General features: G+C 53.3%; 27 protein-coding genes. 12 read left to right on the forward strand and 15 right to left on the reverse strand.

The annotated features are described in order from the left end of the window. Positions 1 to 49: 49 nt before the first annotated feature. From ACEN2T_RS17780 to ACEN2T_RS17800, 5 genes are all read right to left on the reverse strand, one after another. Positions 50 to 208 carry a hypothetical protein gene (locus ACEN2T_RS17780; RefSeq protein WP_442117183.1) on the reverse strand — a complete coding sequence of 53 codons (159 nt, stop codon included), beginning with the start codon at positions 206 to 208 and terminating at the stop codon, positions 50 to 52. 24 nt (positions 209 to 232) lie between these two features. Further along, the gene (locus ACEN2T_RS17785) at positions 233 to 361 is read right to left on the reverse strand and encodes a hypothetical protein (protein WP_442117184.1); all 129 of its coding nucleotides are present in this window, start codon (positions 359 to 361) and stop codon (positions 233 to 235) included. A 49-nt stretch (positions 362 to 410) separates the two neighbouring features. Beyond that, positions 411 to 605 carry a hypothetical protein gene (locus ACEN2T_RS17790; RefSeq protein WP_442117185.1) on the reverse strand — a complete coding sequence of 65 codons (195 nt, stop codon included), beginning with the start codon at positions 603 to 605 and terminating at the stop codon, positions 411 to 413. A 461-nt stretch (positions 606 to 1,066) separates the two neighbouring features. Next, positions 1,067 to 1,567 (reverse strand): hypothetical protein, encoded by a 501-nt coding sequence (locus tag ACEN2T_RS17795; protein WP_442117186.1) that lies wholly within the window; start codon positions 1,565 to 1,567, stop codon positions 1,067 to 1,069. Between the two features lie 9 nt (positions 1,568 to 1,576). Then, on the reverse strand, positions 1,577 to 2,446 hold the full coding sequence (locus ACEN2T_RS17800) for a hypothetical protein (RefSeq protein WP_442117187.1): 870 nt from the start codon (positions 2,444 to 2,446) through the stop codon (positions 1,577 to 1,579). A gap of 189 nt (positions 2,447 to 2,635) precedes the next feature. On the opposite strand from ACEN2T_RS17800, the gene ACEN2T_RS17805 reads away from it, so the two are divergent. Then, the gene (locus ACEN2T_RS17805; RefSeq protein WP_442117188.1) at positions 2,636 to 3,664 is read left to right on the forward strand and encodes a hypothetical protein; all 1,029 of its coding nucleotides are present in this window, start codon (positions 2,636 to 2,638) and stop codon (positions 3,662 to 3,664) included. Between the two features lie 94 nt (positions 3,665 to 3,758). Here ACEN2T_RS17805 and ACEN2T_RS17810 read toward each other — a convergent pair whose 3' ends face one another. The 3 genes from ACEN2T_RS17810 to ACEN2T_RS17820 are packed head-to-tail and all read right to left on the reverse strand — an operon-like array spanning position 3,759 to position 4,493. Next, complete coding sequence (locus ACEN2T_RS17810) at positions 3,759 to 3,941, reverse strand: hypothetical protein (protein ID WP_442117189.1); 183 nt, start codon at positions 3,939 to 3,941, stop codon at positions 3,759 to 3,761. Beyond that, positions 3,941 to 4,186 (reverse strand): hypothetical protein, encoded by a 246-nt coding sequence (locus tag ACEN2T_RS17815; RefSeq protein WP_442117190.1) that lies wholly within the window; start codon positions 4,184 to 4,186, stop codon positions 3,941 to 3,943. The genes ACEN2T_RS17810 and ACEN2T_RS17815 overlap by 1 nt, the downstream gene beginning before the upstream one ends. After that, positions 4,158 to 4,493 carry a hypothetical protein gene (locus tag ACEN2T_RS17820; RefSeq protein ID WP_442117191.1) on the reverse strand — a complete coding sequence of 112 codons (336 nt, stop codon included), beginning with the start codon at positions 4,491 to 4,493 and terminating at the stop codon, positions 4,158 to 4,160. Before ACEN2T_RS17820 ends, ACEN2T_RS17815 begins: the two co-directional genes overlap by 29 nt. Positions 4,494 to 4,727: 234 nt before the next feature. Here ACEN2T_RS17820 and ACEN2T_RS17825 point away from each other — a divergent pair, with 234 nt between their 5' ends. From ACEN2T_RS17825 to ACEN2T_RS17875, 11 genes are all read left to right on the forward strand, one after another. Then, positions 4,728 to 5,033 carry a hypothetical protein gene (locus tag ACEN2T_RS17825; RefSeq protein WP_442117192.1) on the forward strand — a complete coding sequence of 102 codons (306 nt, stop codon included), beginning with the start codon at positions 4,728 to 4,730 and terminating at the stop codon, positions 5,031 to 5,033. Positions 5,034 to 5,119: 86 nt separating this feature from the next. Continuing rightward, positions 5,120 to 5,446: a hypothetical protein gene (locus ACEN2T_RS17830; protein ID WP_442117193.1), complete on the forward strand. Its 327-nt coding sequence runs from the start codon at positions 5,120 to 5,122 to the stop codon at positions 5,444 to 5,446. Positions 5,447 to 5,567: 121 nt separating this feature from the next. After that, positions 5,568 to 5,879 (forward strand): PapB/FocB family fimbrial expression transcriptional regulator, encoded by a 312-nt coding sequence (locus ACEN2T_RS17835; RefSeq protein ID WP_442117194.1) that lies wholly within the window; start codon positions 5,568 to 5,570, stop codon positions 5,877 to 5,879. A 102-nt stretch (positions 5,880 to 5,981) separates the two neighbouring features. Further along, positions 5,982 to 6,323, forward strand: coding sequence for a TrfB-related DNA-binding protein (locus ACEN2T_RS17840; RefSeq protein ID WP_442117195.1), 342 nt, complete (start codon positions 5,982 to 5,984; stop codon positions 6,321 to 6,323). Between the two features lie 109 nt (positions 6,324 to 6,432). Then, a complete protein-coding gene (locus ACEN2T_RS17845) occupies positions 6,433 to 6,630 on the forward strand; it encodes a hypothetical protein (protein WP_442117196.1) in 198 nt (65 codons plus the stop codon). A gap of 120 nt (positions 6,631 to 6,750) precedes the next feature. Beyond that, positions 6,751 to 7,230 (forward strand): hypothetical protein, encoded by a 480-nt coding sequence (locus ACEN2T_RS17850; protein ID WP_442117197.1) that lies wholly within the window; start codon positions 6,751 to 6,753, stop codon positions 7,228 to 7,230. Positions 7,231 to 7,451: 221 nt separating this feature from the next. Then, on the forward strand, positions 7,452 to 7,985 hold the full coding sequence (locus ACEN2T_RS17855) for a hypothetical protein (RefSeq protein ID WP_442117198.1): 534 nt from the start codon (positions 7,452 to 7,454) through the stop codon (positions 7,983 to 7,985). A gap of 514 nt (positions 7,986 to 8,499) precedes the next feature. Then, the gene (locus ACEN2T_RS17860; protein WP_442117199.1) at positions 8,500 to 8,778 is read left to right on the forward strand and encodes a hypothetical protein; all 279 of its coding nucleotides are present in this window, start codon (positions 8,500 to 8,502) and stop codon (positions 8,776 to 8,778) included. A gap of 80 nt (positions 8,779 to 8,858) precedes the next feature. Further along, complete coding sequence (locus ACEN2T_RS17865; RefSeq protein ID WP_442117200.1) at positions 8,859 to 9,128, forward strand: hypothetical protein; 270 nt, start codon at positions 8,859 to 8,861, stop codon at positions 9,126 to 9,128. A 66-nt stretch (positions 9,129 to 9,194) separates the two neighbouring features. After that, on the forward strand, positions 9,195 to 9,470 hold the full coding sequence (locus ACEN2T_RS17870; RefSeq protein WP_442117201.1) for a hypothetical protein: 276 nt from the start codon (positions 9,195 to 9,197) through the stop codon (positions 9,468 to 9,470). A 159-nt stretch (positions 9,471 to 9,629) separates the two neighbouring features. Then, positions 9,630 to 9,917 carry a hypothetical protein gene (locus ACEN2T_RS17875; RefSeq protein WP_442117202.1) on the forward strand — a complete coding sequence of 96 codons (288 nt, stop codon included), beginning with the start codon at positions 9,630 to 9,632 and terminating at the stop codon, positions 9,915 to 9,917. 179 nt (positions 9,918 to 10,096) lie between these two features. Here the strand turns inward: ACEN2T_RS17875 and ACEN2T_RS17880 are convergent, their stop codons facing one another. The 7 genes from ACEN2T_RS17880 to ACEN2T_RS17910 all read right to left on the reverse strand — a co-directional run bounded on the left by ACEN2T_RS17880 (position 10,097) and on the right by ACEN2T_RS17910 (position 13,013). Then, entirely contained in the window at positions 10,097 to 10,444 is a 348-nt protein-coding gene (locus ACEN2T_RS17880; protein ID WP_442117203.1) for a hypothetical protein, read from the reverse strand. Then, positions 10,434 to 10,676 carry a hypothetical protein gene (locus tag ACEN2T_RS17885; RefSeq protein ID WP_442117204.1) on the reverse strand — a complete coding sequence of 81 codons (243 nt, stop codon included), beginning with the start codon at positions 10,674 to 10,676 and terminating at the stop codon, positions 10,434 to 10,436. Before ACEN2T_RS17885 ends, ACEN2T_RS17880 begins: the two co-directional genes overlap by 11 nt. 12 nt (positions 10,677 to 10,688) lie before the next feature. Next, entirely contained in the window at positions 10,689 to 10,919 is a 231-nt protein-coding gene (locus tag ACEN2T_RS17890; RefSeq protein WP_442117205.1) for a hypothetical protein, read from the reverse strand. A 95-nt stretch (positions 10,920 to 11,014) separates the two neighbouring features. Beyond that, positions 11,015 to 11,494 (reverse strand): hypothetical protein, encoded by a 480-nt coding sequence (locus tag ACEN2T_RS17895; RefSeq protein WP_442117206.1) that lies wholly within the window; start codon positions 11,492 to 11,494, stop codon positions 11,015 to 11,017. A 230-nt stretch (positions 11,495 to 11,724) separates the two neighbouring features. Next, positions 11,725 to 12,183 carry a hypothetical protein gene (locus ACEN2T_RS17900; RefSeq protein ID WP_442117207.1) on the reverse strand — a complete coding sequence of 153 codons (459 nt, stop codon included), beginning with the start codon at positions 12,181 to 12,183 and terminating at the stop codon, positions 11,725 to 11,727. A gap of 50 nt (positions 12,184 to 12,233) precedes the next feature. After that, positions 12,234 to 12,692: a hypothetical protein gene (locus tag ACEN2T_RS17905; protein ID WP_442117208.1), complete on the reverse strand. Its 459-nt coding sequence runs from the start codon at positions 12,690 to 12,692 to the stop codon at positions 12,234 to 12,236. A gap of 93 nt (positions 12,693 to 12,785) precedes the next feature. Beyond that, on the reverse strand, positions 12,786 to 13,013 hold the full coding sequence (locus ACEN2T_RS17910; RefSeq protein ID WP_442117209.1) for a hypothetical protein: 228 nt from the start codon (positions 13,011 to 13,013) through the stop codon (positions 12,786 to 12,788). Between the last annotated feature and the right edge of the window lie 7 nt (positions 13,014 to 13,020).

Here is a 13,020-nt window from a genome sequence, read left to right on the forward strand (position 1 = left end):
ATACTGACAAAGCCCGCACGATGGCGGGCTTGACTGGTGCGACCTGATGTTAACAGCTGCGCGAAACGTTATTGGCATTCGCCCATTTCCAGCCGCGCCGCCATTCTTCGTTGCGGTCACCTGAAAACAGCTCACCGCCACGGTAGTCTTGAAAGCCTGCTTGGAACGAGTAGGACTGTTCGAAAAACCAAACCTGTAGGTCGCTCATTGAAGTCATCCTTTGATACGGTGATTACTTGAAAGACGCCCAATACTTCCAGGCGTCACGGTGAAAACTTACGGCAGCGCCATCACGACGCAGCAGCGCCTGACCGTACTGGTGCCGGTGGTAGATGGCATTTGCTTGAGTGGTCGCTGACATGGGCCTTCCTTGGGTTGATTGGGTCGCCCGGCGAACCAGGCTGCGCTGATCAGGAGCGAGCATGGACAAAGTCGCGCATCGAGGCGACGGAGCGCAGCGTGACGTCTTTGTACTGACGTCCGTGAACGCTGGACTCTACCGGATCGCGAACAACTACAATGGCGCCCTCAAATTCTTCAAAACGGCTTTCGTAGCCCTTTGCATCCAGAGTTTTCTGTATGGCCAGCGCTTCATACTTGTTCACTATTCGCATCCTCAGTGATCCAATTCAGTGAGGGTATTTTACGGTAAACCATAACCTTAGTACAGCTTTAAGTTACGGTAAACCGTAAACTTATGATTTAAGTGATGGTTTTGCAGCAGCCCCGCAGAGCGCAAAACACTTTTTGATCTCAACGTCGATACCAGTTGAGCTGGTAGCACCTAGCGTCCGTGGGAATCTGGTCTCGGACCCAACGCAGGCAGTCGAGATACTGCCGTTCAGGAATGCTCGGGCTCGGCCGAGCCGCTTGTACCAGGTATGCCGATCCACCGGACGTGACGATGAAATCACCTGGGCTCAGGCCGTCCGCGCCATCGATGTATAGCTTGCAGGGAGTGAAGGGTTCTCGACGCCTTGCCATTCGACTTCTCCTCGACTAACGCCATGATTGATGCAGGGATGTTTTTTCCCCTCCTCGCGCAGCGCACTAACAACCCACCGCCCTAATCTGACTTGCCGTGATTATCTCCAGCTCTCCGATAACCGACGGCGCCAGCAGTGCAGAGCATCGCTACCAATGACACAAATAACAGGAAGTACTCTATCAACCCTGATTCGTAGAAAAAGGGCACTGCAAGCGAGCCAGCTATCGCAATGGTGGAGAGAATCAGCAGCTCGTACGCATGCCTCCTGGGCAGCGACACCACAGCTCCTTTAATGCCTTTTACTTTGTGGTCTGAGATAGCGGTTATGTTCTTGGCGCAACGGGCGGAAATCGCAAGAGAGAGCGCCAGCAGACAGCTTTGAATCAATGAGTCGATGTCCATTTCCCGAAAACCAAGAAACGCGCGAACAATGCCGATGACCATGCTGGCGTATAGCAGTACTGACATGGTGTTGGCGAACAGTCGCCAGTAGGTACTTGCGGTTTGGCATAACCGCCACTTTGCGAGCGGGGAAAACCTCGACAAAACACTTTTGGTGTTCTTTTTGCTCATGCTCATGAATCGCTCCTAAACCAAGGTGAATACTTTTCGAGCTGCTGACGCTAACCCTTCAACCTCTATGGCGTAGAGATCGGGATGCTGCTTATCGAAAGCTGGCATGTGCTCTGTTTCGAGCCATTGGCCACGCGTCGAACCTTTGGCCAGCCAAGCTGATTTCTCATTTCCTGACTGGGTCCATTTATTTGCCCCCATGCCATGCGCGGCGATCTGTTTGACGGTGATGAACCCTTGACTACGCATCAGAGCGACGACCTTTATCGCCGCTTCTTTCCAAGGTGTTAATCGAATGGGTGAGGGCACCCCTGCTGGCAAGTCGCTTACGACCGCTGGTACTTGGCAACGCTGGGCAGGCGACCAGTCAAAAAGTAGTTCGCGGCCAAAAAAAACGTCACGATCTTCAAGGGTTAGCAATGAATCTTCCAAGTCGAACCTGCGCACGTAACCTGTGCGCTCCCAAGCATCCCTAGGGATCAGGACCTTGACTCCCAAGCGATGCAGCATTTTTGCAATCCCCGCGCTAGCCTCGGTGATCTTGCTGACGATCACGATCCGATGGTCTGGGCCTGCGCGGCCGAAAAAATCATCCCCATGGTTTGGCAAGATCTGATCCGCGACCTTTGCGTTTAAGGTTAACTTTGCTTCCACACCAATCTGTCGGCCATCATCGTGAACCACTAAGACATCAAAGCCGGCCGCTTCCGGGTAGCACGTCCAACCATCAATCTGGTTGAACTCACGCATGAACACTTCGCAGAGTTCTGATTCTTTGGTTATAGGCTCCGGCTTGGCCTTACGCATGGATGCCGTCGCGGTAGAGTCTTCCCCCGACTCGGCTGCCCGTCGATCAATCTGTTTCTTAGAAAGTGTGGTCGCCACTGCTTGCCTCCTCTGGTCGTCCGTGTTTATCCGTGTGAGTTGCAGGCGCAGAATTCAGCGTTTTTGAAATGCTGTGGAGCGTACTGCCGCCACTCGCGTATCATGGTATAGGATTACGATACGTTGTTGATCTAGGCGCGCGATGAAAACGCAAATAAAGTGGACTGTACAATCCAGAAGGAGGGCGACTTGAAGCCAACACGAGAAACCTACGCAGAGTTGCAGCAGGCTTACGACTTTTTGAACACCGAGCTTTTCGAGGGTCGCCTTCCCGAAACATTGATTACTCTCCAGCGCCAGCACGCGACCTATGGTTATTTCAGCGCCAACCAGTTTGTGAACATGGTTGAAAACGGCGAGACGACTCATGAAATTGCGCTAAACCCAATTTACTTTGTCGTTCGGTCGATTCCGGAAACGCTTAGCGTGCTTGCTCGTGAGATGGTAACGCTTGATCTCCTGGTGAACACAACGTCTACGCCGCCGCGCCGCCGCTATAGGAACAAAGAGTGGGCCGATGCGTGCGAGGCAATCGGCTTGATGCCCACAGACACCGGCAAGCCTGGTGGCAAGCGCACCGGCGACAGCGTCGAAACGTACATCATCGAAGGTGGCGCCTTTGACCTGGCGACGTCAAGACTGCTCGATACTTCGTTCAAGCTTTCTTGGGTTGATCGCTACCCGCCGCAGATGCCGAAAGATGACATCCAGCCCCTCGCGCTGGAAGATCCGGTCGTAAACACTGCCCATGCACTTGCTCCAGCTGATGGCGCACAGTCTTCGCTTGCTGCCCTTATCGAAGATGCGGGAGAAGAGAGAGAGGAGGGCGAGGAGAATGGTAACTCTGGCGTCGGCACCGCTGAAAACAAGCCACCGCAAGATCCGAAGACAAATGCATTCGCTCCAGAACATACCGCTCCTTCGACTGCGAATGGCAAGGAAGTTGACGCACCAAAGATGAAAGTCTTTGCACACGCTCAGGCTGACCAGCTTGCTCATTTCGGCATTGAGCAGCGGCCTGCTTCGAAGAACCTGAGCAAAAGCAAATTCCAGTGCCCCCATAAACAGTGCAAAGGCAACGCCTGGGGTCGGCCAGCTTTACGGTTCTGGTGTGAGGGCACAGAAAAAAAACCCCATGAGCTTGTGCAAATGAAGCTCATCGGTACCGGCAAAGCAGTAGATGAGCATTCCGAAGACGACGAGCCGGCAGTTGATTGATAGAGCGTTGCCGGCAGCTTTTTGTCGCGAACGGGGAGACTCTCTACTGGCTTTGCCCCGGCTAAGGCCAGGGCTTGGGCGCATCTCCAAATAGCTACTGACGGGCCGCTGCAAGTACCTTGGCAGCAGTTTCCTTTGCATCCATGGCCTTGCCCCACGATTGCTGCATGTAAAAGGGTTGGCCTTCTACTACGGCGGAGGCGTCCGAATAGGGAACCTCCAACTCGTCTGCCACAAACTGCACTACAGCGCTTTCCCACTCGTAATAGCTTCCCATCATGGTTTCCCTACACAGACTAAATTTGGGTTGATGATTGCTGCATGTTGCGTCGCACAGAAGTCAGAAAGATCCACAGCATTTTGTTGCTTCACCGTAACGCTACTGAAGATGGCGCAAACCACTGCCATCAAAAGCACGAAACTAAAAACAACTGACTTGTGCTGACGCATCGGCTTTTCCCTTGAGACGAATAGCGGTAACACCCGGCTATCGTTAGAACAACTGACCTTGGCGATCTGCATACGAGCACCAGCGGTCAAAGCTCTCCGCTCCGCACCAGATGCGCACGCTGTCTATGAACCCCTCGGCACGGGCTGTCTTAATCAGCTCCGCAATCACCTCTTGCGAGTCGCCCATTTCAAAACAGGTATCAAACTGACGCTCCCCTAACCCTTCGTAGCGATCCCACAATTCGTAGTTAATGATCTCGTTAACTACGCCGTGCTTGAACGCTATTTGGAGGAATTCCACGCGCGCCTTGAAATGGTGGAGCTTGGTAGTTAGGCCGTGCAGAGCGCGGTAGGTTGGCGTCAATTCTGAGCGAGGCATTTCGCATTCCTGAGCATGATGATGTGATGGGGCCAGTTTACGGAATACCGTAAATACACGCAATCAATTATTTACCGGTAACGGTAAATTAATGTCATCCCCCGGCCAGGCACTCCAGATGCAAATGACCGGCACGAGCATGGCAAGGATGCCCGTCATGTAAAATTAACAATCTATATACTGGTATACATTTGTGTATATACTGGCAGAAGCCTACATAATCAGGACCTCTGCATGAATACGATCAGCTTCGGCTCCAACCGCGTAAAAATGGAAATCGTGGACGCGCGCCAGCCCGCAGGGTTTCGCGTCCAGGTTCAGATGCAGCATCGACCGGAAGACACCTGGGAATGCCTCACTCATGTTGAGTTGTTTTCTTCGCGCATTAACGCGGAGCGCTTGATGACCGCTGTGGATCGGAGAGGGACACTAAACCTGGATCGCTGGGTCTGGCGCCCAAGCGAAATGAGTGCTTTCCAAAAGCTTCAGGTTGCACCCACCGGAACCCTGAACACGGATTTCTACACCCCATCATTTTGATCTACCGGCCGGCGAGCCGGCCCTGTTAAGAGCTAGTTCACTGTAAGAGGTGGCTGCTAACAGCTGAAGCATTCAAGGAGAGCGGTATGACAACAACGCCCACTGAACAAAGAGTTTTCACGACCCCTTACAATGTCGACGGCGGAGAGCGGCGCGAGGCGTCAACGCAGGGCACAGAGTCAATCGTCGACTCCCTCATGCGCGACTATGGCGACTACGTTGGCCAGAAGGTTCTGAGTATGCGGATCAGCTATATCGGTGGGGTGCCGCGCTACATCGCTTCACTGGAATCCGGCAGCATGGTCACCATTAACATCCTGACCGGCAACTCGCCAATGAAGAGCATCAACGTATGTGACTCGGTGCGTCAGTCTGAGGAACCTAGCGACGTACTTAGAGCGCCAGGACGATAATCGGGGGGCTAGAGGTCAACTTACTTTCAGCGCCAGCCCTTCAATGCGATCATGTGCACCACTGTATTGGTAAACCCAGCTCGATGCATTGAGCTGGTCCGGTTGATGTAGGGAGTAAAAGATGTCAGAACCAATCGAGCCGCTTGCACCTGGTTCGCTGTCGCCTGAGCACTTTCAAGCGCTTCTAGATGGCACAAGGATTAGCGGGGAAACGACCATTGATGCCCTTCGCGACCACCTAGTGGGTGGGATGTCTTCGATTGAAGTGATCAAAAAGCATGGCGTCGCGAAGGCTCATTTTTATTCGAGGCTCAAGTTGATTCGCTCAGCACATGAATACGGCGCGCGTGTCAGCCAGTTTTACAAAGTCGTGCCCATCGCGACGATTGTTTCTGTTGGAGTTCAAAGCGCCACTGATTCATCGAGCACGTAGTCACGCAAAACTAGCCACATCCACTACAAATCATTTATCTCCATGGCGTAACGCGGTCGATGAGACGCCAAGGTCAAAATAAGCAACAGTTTGAGGTCAAGCATGACAACCACTAAAGACACGCCCAAGGCAGGGCATGACCATGAGGAGGCCCCCACCAGCTTGACGGCTGAGGAGTTTGAAGCGAGCAAAGACAAATTCTTTGACCTGTCCCTTAAGAGCGTAGAGCTAGCCCGCCTGGTGCTGGTGGAAGGGAAAGGTACTACCGCCGCTGGTGAGGCACTAGGAATGTCAAAACAAGCCGCTAACGGTGCCATGAACCGTGTGCGCGCGGCTTTGGTAGGCGTGCCGTCCGACTGGGTTCTGTATAAGGGGATGATGCCAAAAGCATTGGCCGCAAAGACTCGTTTGGCAGTAGAAAAGCTCAAGCAGAAAAATAATTGAGTAAATGTCGTAAATAATGTGTTTACGGGGTTTACAAGGGTTCACGACTTCAATAGAATGGGGCCATCAGCGACAAACATGAAGCTGAACCCACCCAAGGAGCTACACCATGAAAACTTCTCTGAAAGCCCTGCTGATCGCTGTTGTTGTTGCTTCCACCGCTACTCTGGCCGGCTGCAACACCACCCAAAAGTTCCTGGCTGACGGTCAAGCCCGCTACGATGCCGAACCTGCTGCTTACGAGGCCATCACCGGCCAAGCCAACTACCTGTCGGCCACCCCTGAGATCAACGTTCACGGCTCGTAAGTCGAGCAGCCTGTCAGATTAAGCCCCGCCACTGAGCGGGGTTTTTTTCACCCTCAACATTCAGTTGCGACTCATTCGAGCCCTCAACATTGGGCGCGAGCATCAGATTTGGAGCTACTCATGGAACTCAATGAAACCCTCAAGGTGTTGGCCTGTGTTCGCCAAGGCGGCGCCCGCGAGACTTACCCCGAATACGATGCGATCTACCACCGCATGCAGAAGCTGTGCTTCACAGTTGCCAAGGTGCTGATGACCATGCCTCTTGGCACGCTTGCTGATCTTGGCGACCGTGAGTTCCTGGGCATTGCGCCATATAAAGGCAAGCTCGAAGTTGTAGCGCTCCAGGGCTACGATGACGCATGCGAGGGTGATGATGTTTTCTGGAACTTCCTCGGGCCAGTACCCTACAGCGACACTGATATGGGCGGAGAGGATCAGATAGACGAACTCTCCGAAACCATCGAGAAATGGTTGGCTTCGCCGGTATTCCACCAAATGGCGCCAGCTAACAAGCTTGAACTCCTGGTCCAGAAAGCTGAGGCATGGGCAGTTGCTTACGATACCGAGCGGGCAGCCAAGGGGTACAATCGCCCGTCTTAAGCTTTTGGCTTTTCCCCACACCCGGCAAGCCGGCCCTTTGACCGCCCATTGCTTTAGGGCGTGCAGATAGCTCTTATGAAACGCCTTCGTCTGGTACCAGCAATCTCAACACTTACGCCGGCGAGCAATTATCCATCGCTAAGGCCTGCTTCTAAAACTTGGGGTGCAGGGTCTTACGAATGACGCTTTATCGCGTGAACTAAACCAATATGGGCACTAGCATGACGACTCATTCCTCAGTTCCACGAAACGCCTGGTGCGTGTTTAACAGTTTCGATTTCCTGATGCATGTTGAGGCCGCAGATGAGGCAGAGGCAAGACAGATAGCTGCCAGCAGGACTGGTTTGGAAAAGCGGCTTACGGTCTACTTGGAAGACGACACCGTCAACACGTTCGCCGGTCGTAATACCTTCAGCCTTTTTGCACTGCATGGTGGTTTGTCGATTGATATGACAGAGACCCGCCACAAGATTGGGCCAATTTCTCGGGACGATTTCACGTCCATGCTCAATAAAATGGAAGTTTGGGTTCAGACGCCAGAAGCAGCCCTAGCCGCCGAAGACGTCGATATCGAGCTTGAGAACGTCACAGCGAAAATCGCCGACTTTAACGCGCTGCTGAACAATCCTCGCTGGGCTTACAAAACATGTATCAAAATTGAGCTTGGTCGTGACGTCAGTCGAGAATTTGAAAAGGATCTCGACAGGGCAGATGCTTATAGCAATTTCCTCTACACCAGCTCCCCAGAGGACTGACTTAGATAGTCGCTAAGCCAAGCCTTCGCTCGCCTGGCACCTCCGTTGACACACTGTTAGCGCCATCGAAAATGAACTCAAATAGAGGGGGCAGTATTGAATATTCCAGTCGTTGATTTGTTTGCGCCGTACAGCATTGCACATGTCCACCCATACTGGACTGCTTTGATGATTGGGGTGCTGATCGCACTCGGGGGGTTCATTCTGTGGGTTTCGTTTTATACTCGGGTACGCCTGAAGAAATTACGATGGGGGCTGTTCGTTGTTTATCTTGCTCTTGCGCTACCCATGGTTTGGACTGTTTTTAAGCCAGAACGACGGTGGCCATCTCCAGAGTCCAACGCTATTGACCCTGGTCATCGCATCAATCTGAGGGATGCAATTCTTGAAGGGAAGTCTGCGAGTACTCCTAACTAAATATCCCAATTCCGCTGCACACCAAGCCCTGGCCAGAAACCGGGGCCTTGTGCGTAAAAGGGCACGATTGTCGAGCCCTCACTATCAGGAACACCACATGCCTCTCAACGCAATGCAGGAAGGATGGGGTAACCAAGTGCCTCTCTTGAGCGAACGAGTCAAGGCGAGCTGGATTGACCAGTTGAACTACATTCGCGATGCAACCAGCGAAGATATGGTTCATGAAGCGGGCCTCCTTGCCAAGGGTTTTGTGGTAGGTCTGCATGAGGCCGAGTTGATTGATGAGGCAGGGGCTAAAATGCTCGGAACGGCGTTGGTGACTATCCAAAAGGTTGCGGTGACCCGCCTGACTCAAAATCAACACCTGGTTCGCTAAACAGCAAAGAATATCGATGTTGCGGGGGCCGCTTAAAGCCGCCGCCTACAAGCTTGCCAAATCGCGTTAAGGAGTTAGTGATGCCTGTGTTCTCATTCCGCGCCGAATGCCGGCTCGACGTCGACAAGTTCACCCTCGCCGTTGACCAATCCGGTATTGCTTCAAAGGTACTGATTCATCCAGATGCAGAGGGGTTTCCTGATGTCAAAGTTGAAGCCGAGTTCGATACAACGCTTGAGCAACTGCGAGCAATCTTACGAAACCAGTCGGATAGTCATGTGATGATCCAGACTCTTCGTGCGTTGCCTCTTGTCAGCAATTCGCTTGAACGCGACCGTGCGTTCCAATAGCCACCTACCCAAATAAGCAAGCTCACGGGATGCCTTAGCCAGGCCGCGTGATTAAGGAAAGAAGTAATGCACATCATCGATATTCCGTTTGTATTCGGCTTGATCGCACTGGCTCTCGCTCTCGCGGTTTCCGGTGCTTGTTGGCTGAAATGGAAAGCCGAGTACGATGCTATTTATAGCGCCTGGGAAGAAGAGGAGAGGGCGAAAGAAGGGCGCTTTCAGGAGCCTGGCTGGCATGGTCCTATTCGCCCATCCAAGGTTGGCAAAGCGAAGGCCATATTCATTTTGCTGATCATAGCTCCACTGATTGCGTGCGCATGGGCTTGGTTGGTTGCTGCTTGATACCGGAGGTTCGTTGCTTATCAACGCCTTTTTTCGACATCCACCAAATACCATTTTCCTGCCACCTCGGCAGAGTTTGGGGATATCCAAGGTAACGCTGTACTCTCTTAGCTGGACCTCATGCATTTCGCATCGAGGCCACTAAGCGAGGCAATACCCATGATGAAAGATGGCGTTGAAAACCGAATAGAAACCGCCGTAAAAGCAGCTCTGATGACAGTCGAGCTTCTGGTGGCCGCTGGACAGCCCCTCAAAAGCGCAAGTGCGGCTTCAGAAAAACTCACCATGCAAGCCGTTCGCGCGTCCCTGGCGAAGGAGCTTGGGAATAAGAGCGGATCTGTGATTACCCATACGCTGGCCACCACGCCCGCAGTCGAGCAAGCCGTACCATCCCCAGCGCCAGCGAAGCGCCGTACTAAAGCCAAACAGCCTCAGACCGTAGTTTGATTACCAGTGCTGGCCGGGGGGCAAGGCCAACCCCACCCCCCGGTCCGTTACTCAGTTACGCCCCCCGCACCCGGCGTTTTTTTGGGGAAGAAATGCTCGCCCGAAGTCATAAAACGCGTCTCAACTGAACGGGCCCAGGTTTTCAGGCAAGGGGTTGAGGTGCATCTGAGCGACTTTTCCTATCCGTGTCCAATCTTGCAGCGAACCGGTATCACTTGGCGTAAAACCTCTTCGCCACCTTCGCCAATCAAAGGCTCCTGTCCCTGCTGGAGTGGTCTATACACGCCATGCCAAGGCGAGTCGATTTCGGAGTTACCCACTTCGTAGGCGAACCCATTGATACAAATCTCGGTGCCGGTACCGGCGGTAAGCATTTCCAACTGAATTGGATGCTGCTTAATGGCCTGCTGAACTCCTACGGCGCCGATCACCATGCCGACGCACACACCCAAGGCAGCCACCGCAATGGTGCGCCAGCGAATAGCCAGGGTTGCTGGCTGAGTTGAAGGAATCACTTTATTTTCCATGGCGGTTACCTTCAATTTCATCCCAAGGGTAGGCATCCTGTGAGCCCAGCAGAAGCTCATACACTTGCTCCCAGCTTACTTTTTCATCAGCACCGATGAAGTATTCCCCGTGTTCACATCTCACCCATGTATCACCTACTACCCACAAAACTGATTGAGGGATAGCTAGGACCATTTGCATTACAGGCGCGAGCATCAAAGGGTGGCTGTCATAGGGAGCCGGAATAGCCATCAATCGTTTCCTTTAGCGTTGCGCATCAGTAGCGAATCCATCTCTGATCCATCTGTAGATCCGGTAGAGCAGCGCTGGAATGAGGTATGCCAAGATGGCCCCCAGCCCCAACACAACCCAGCCGATCGGCTGGACTTGCGTGAATCCTTCAGAAAGAAAGCCGAGTGTAGCGATCCACCAAATAACAAACAGCACGCCAACTACTGCGCAAACCCTGCGCACTCCTTCCGGCAGACGTTTCATATGGTTCTCCCTGTCGCAGACGCGCAAACCGCGCCTCTCATACGTTCTCGGCCCGCACAGGGCGGGCTTGAGGGTGTAGCGACTTTTCTGTTAAGTCAGTCGAGGCCGCGCAGGGGCAGACCAAAATCATCGCGCAGCACTCGCAATTGCTCTTTGTCCATTTCGTCTATGTCCGAACAATCAGCATCGGCTAAGCCCTGACGGCGCAGTAGTGCCGCAACATCCTCAACCTGAACGATGTACCGGGCTAGGTCGGCAGCAGCGTACAGAATGCCTTGCTGCAACTGGGTTGGCTTATGAGGACGTTGCGGCTTGGGAATGATCCTGGCTCGCGTTGGTATGGCCAGCCTCTCAGATACCGGTAACCCGCTATCCGCCTCGGCAAAGAGCTTCTGGCAAGCCTTAGTCTTGCAGCGCATATCACTAGGAACCTGATGTGCTTCCATATCTGGCTCTACAGGCAGATTGCGGTTGCATGCAGCACAACCGTCGTCAGGGCCACCACGACGAAGCGCGTGGTAGCTAAGCGTATTTGTGCCGAATTTAACTATTCCGGAGCGAATTGGTCGGTCCATGGATCAGCTCTCTTTTACGTTGTGGCTGTGATGGCTCACTTGGTCCGTTTTTTCGCTTCATTCGACGATGCGAGCTGCACGCTGCTGGTCGGCCTCAACAGCGCCTTAGGCGACAGCAGCGGAGGTCTACCAACACCTGGAGCTGTGCCCGCATTTCTTCGTAGAGAAGCATCGTCATTTCCGTGAAAATCTGACGCTCGCCCTGACCTGGAATCACGGAGGCGTCTTGTTCATAGCTCCGCGTGATTTTCACCCGCGAGAATATCGTTGGTGAACTCAATCAGCATTTGCTTTGCGTCATCCAGAGTGGGGCAACCACCCACCAGCCAGCTTGCCCACTTGCTCTGTGAGTAAAAGGCATAGACCTCCTCAGCTTGGCCAATAGATACGCTGTACCCGTATTCTGATAAGGCCGATTTGATGTTTGCGGCCGTTTCAGCGACACCATCGTAACTACGGCAGAGTTCCGGCCCATATTCTGAGACTGCTGCGAGGATGCGCGGCAAACCTTCTTCAAGGTTAATGCCAGGTAAAACCACCTCACGGGCCGCAGCCATCTCCAGTTGAGGTACTCCTGTGTCGTCTTCTACTTCGCCCATTGTCATAGTCGTATCCTCGATACTTACGCCACGGGATGCAGGTCCGACGTCGATGATTCGGATTTTGGGTAGATTGTCTTCGCTGTTCATATCGGCTACCGGGTTGAGTCATGAGTTGGGCTGTGCAGGTTCACGCCTAGCTACTGATAGTTCCCGCCTTGGCCACGCAGCGGACGTTGCCAGCCTCGACGTGCCGCGTCGATATCGGCACAAAACTGTCGCCACTGGGTGTGCTCGACCAGATGCTGATCAGCAAGGGCCTTGACATAGCCTCGGGCTGAGGCAGCGTCTTCAGTCGCCTGCTGCTCAGTTTCGGCGAGGCCGATCTGACGAATCACTTCAGCAGCGTCACTGATGATCTTGGAGGTTTGAGCCACAGAGAAAGGTTTACCCAGCAATGACAAGACCTTACCTACTGCATCACTTGGAGTGCCGCCGAAGGCGTTCACAGCATCTTCCTGGCTCATATCGAATGCAAAGGCATAGAATTCCGCACCTTGTCCTGTTTGCTCCCCTGTGGGGCTCACAGAGATCCGCTCAGCTATGAGCACCTGGTCCAAATCAGTTGGTAGGACGTAACCCTTTTGCTGTGTGTTCATCTGGCAAACCTCTCAATATGTGGAATAGGAATGGTAGCTACATCAGCGCCAAGAGTCGGTTCGTGCGCATCTCCGTCTGTTTTATGGCGTTGATTAGGACATACCTGGTGCGGAGTGCGCCTCGATAAAATCGGCGGTGAGGTCTTCGCCGTGATCACCTTCGCCGCTTGCGTAGTCGATAGCGCTCACGAGCGCGTCTGATATGTCGCTGTGACCGTACTCTGCCTCGAAGGCCTCAACCCAAGCCGACTGCGCAGCTGCCGCTTTGGCGTTCATCTTGGCTGCGGCCTTAGCCAGGCGAACCAACTTCTTGCTAGCCATGGTTTAT

It is taken from the genome of Pseudomonas sp. W22_MBD1_FP4 (assembly GCF_052113765.1).
GTDB classification, from domain to species: domain Bacteria; phylum Pseudomonadota; class Gammaproteobacteria; order Pseudomonadales; family Pseudomonadaceae; genus Aquipseudomonas; species Aquipseudomonas sivasensis.

Coding starts and splice junctions, on each gene's coding strand:
- ACEN2T_RS17780 (WP_442117183.1), bottom strand. CDS start 208: ATGAGCGACCTACAGGTTTGGTTTTTCGAACAGTCCTACTCGTTCCAA.
- ACEN2T_RS17785 (WP_442117184.1), bottom strand. CDS start 361: ATGTCAGCGACCACTCAAGCAAATGCCATCTACCACCGGCACCAGTAC.
- ACEN2T_RS17795 (WP_442117186.1), bottom strand. CDS start 1,567: ATGAGCATGAGCAAAAAGAACACCAAAAGTGTTTTGTCGAGGTTTTCC.
- ACEN2T_RS17810 (WP_442117189.1), bottom strand. CDS start 3,941: ATGGGAAGCTATTACGAGTGGGAAAGCGCTGTAGTGCAGTTTGTGGCA.
- ACEN2T_RS17815 (WP_442117190.1), bottom strand. CDS start 4,186: ATGCAGATCGCCAAGGTCAGTTGTTCTAACGATAGCCGGGTGTTACCG.
- ACEN2T_RS17820 (WP_442117191.1), bottom strand. CDS start 4,493: ATGCCTCGCTCAGAATTGACGCCAACCTACCGCGCTCTGCACGGCCTA.
- ACEN2T_RS17825 (WP_442117192.1), top strand. CDS start 4,728: ATGAATACGATCAGCTTCGGCTCCAACCGCGTAAAAATGGAAATCGTG.
- ACEN2T_RS17830 (WP_442117193.1), top strand. CDS start 5,120: ATGACAACAACGCCCACTGAACAAAGAGTTTTCACGACCCCTTACAAT.
- ACEN2T_RS17835 (WP_442117194.1), top strand. CDS start 5,568: ATGTCAGAACCAATCGAGCCGCTTGCACCTGGTTCGCTGTCGCCTGAG.
- ACEN2T_RS17840 (WP_442117195.1), top strand. CDS start 5,982: ATGACAACCACTAAAGACACGCCCAAGGCAGGGCATGACCATGAGGAG.
- ACEN2T_RS17845 (WP_442117196.1), top strand. CDS start 6,433: ATGAAAACTTCTCTGAAAGCCCTGCTGATCGCTGTTGTTGTTGCTTCC.
- ACEN2T_RS17850 (WP_442117197.1), top strand. CDS start 6,751: ATGGAACTCAATGAAACCCTCAAGGTGTTGGCCTGTGTTCGCCAAGGC.
- ACEN2T_RS17855 (WP_442117198.1), top strand. CDS start 7,452: ATGACGACTCATTCCTCAGTTCCACGAAACGCCTGGTGCGTGTTTAAC.
- ACEN2T_RS17860 (WP_442117199.1), top strand. CDS start 8,500: ATGCCTCTCAACGCAATGCAGGAAGGATGGGGTAACCAAGTGCCTCTC.
- ACEN2T_RS17865 (WP_442117200.1), top strand. CDS start 8,859: ATGCCTGTGTTCTCATTCCGCGCCGAATGCCGGCTCGACGTCGACAAG.
- ACEN2T_RS17870 (WP_442117201.1), top strand. CDS start 9,195: ATGCACATCATCGATATTCCGTTTGTATTCGGCTTGATCGCACTGGCT.
- ACEN2T_RS17875 (WP_442117202.1), top strand. CDS start 9,630: ATGATGAAAGATGGCGTTGAAAACCGAATAGAAACCGCCGTAAAAGCA.
- ACEN2T_RS17880 (WP_442117203.1), bottom strand. CDS start 10,444: ATGGAAAATAAAGTGATTCCTTCAACTCAGCCAGCAACCCTGGCTATT.
- ACEN2T_RS17885 (WP_442117204.1), bottom strand. CDS start 10,676: ATGGCTATTCCGGCTCCCTATGACAGCCACCCTTTGATGCTCGCGCCT.
- ACEN2T_RS17890 (WP_442117205.1), bottom strand. CDS start 10,919: ATGAAACGTCTGCCGGAAGGAGTGCGCAGGGTTTGCGCAGTAGTTGGC.
- ACEN2T_RS17895 (WP_442117206.1), bottom strand. CDS start 11,494: ATGGACCGACCAATTCGCTCCGGAATAGTTAAATTCGGCACAAATACG.
- ACEN2T_RS17900 (WP_442117207.1), bottom strand. CDS start 12,183: ATGAACAGCGAAGACAATCTACCCAAAATCCGAATCATCGACGTCGGA.
- ACEN2T_RS17905 (WP_442117208.1), bottom strand. CDS start 12,692: ATGAACACACAGCAAAAGGGTTACGTCCTACCAACTGATTTGGACCAG.
- ACEN2T_RS17910 (WP_442117209.1), bottom strand. CDS start 13,013: ATGGCTAGCAAGAAGTTGGTTCGCCTGGCTAAGGCCGCAGCCAAGATG.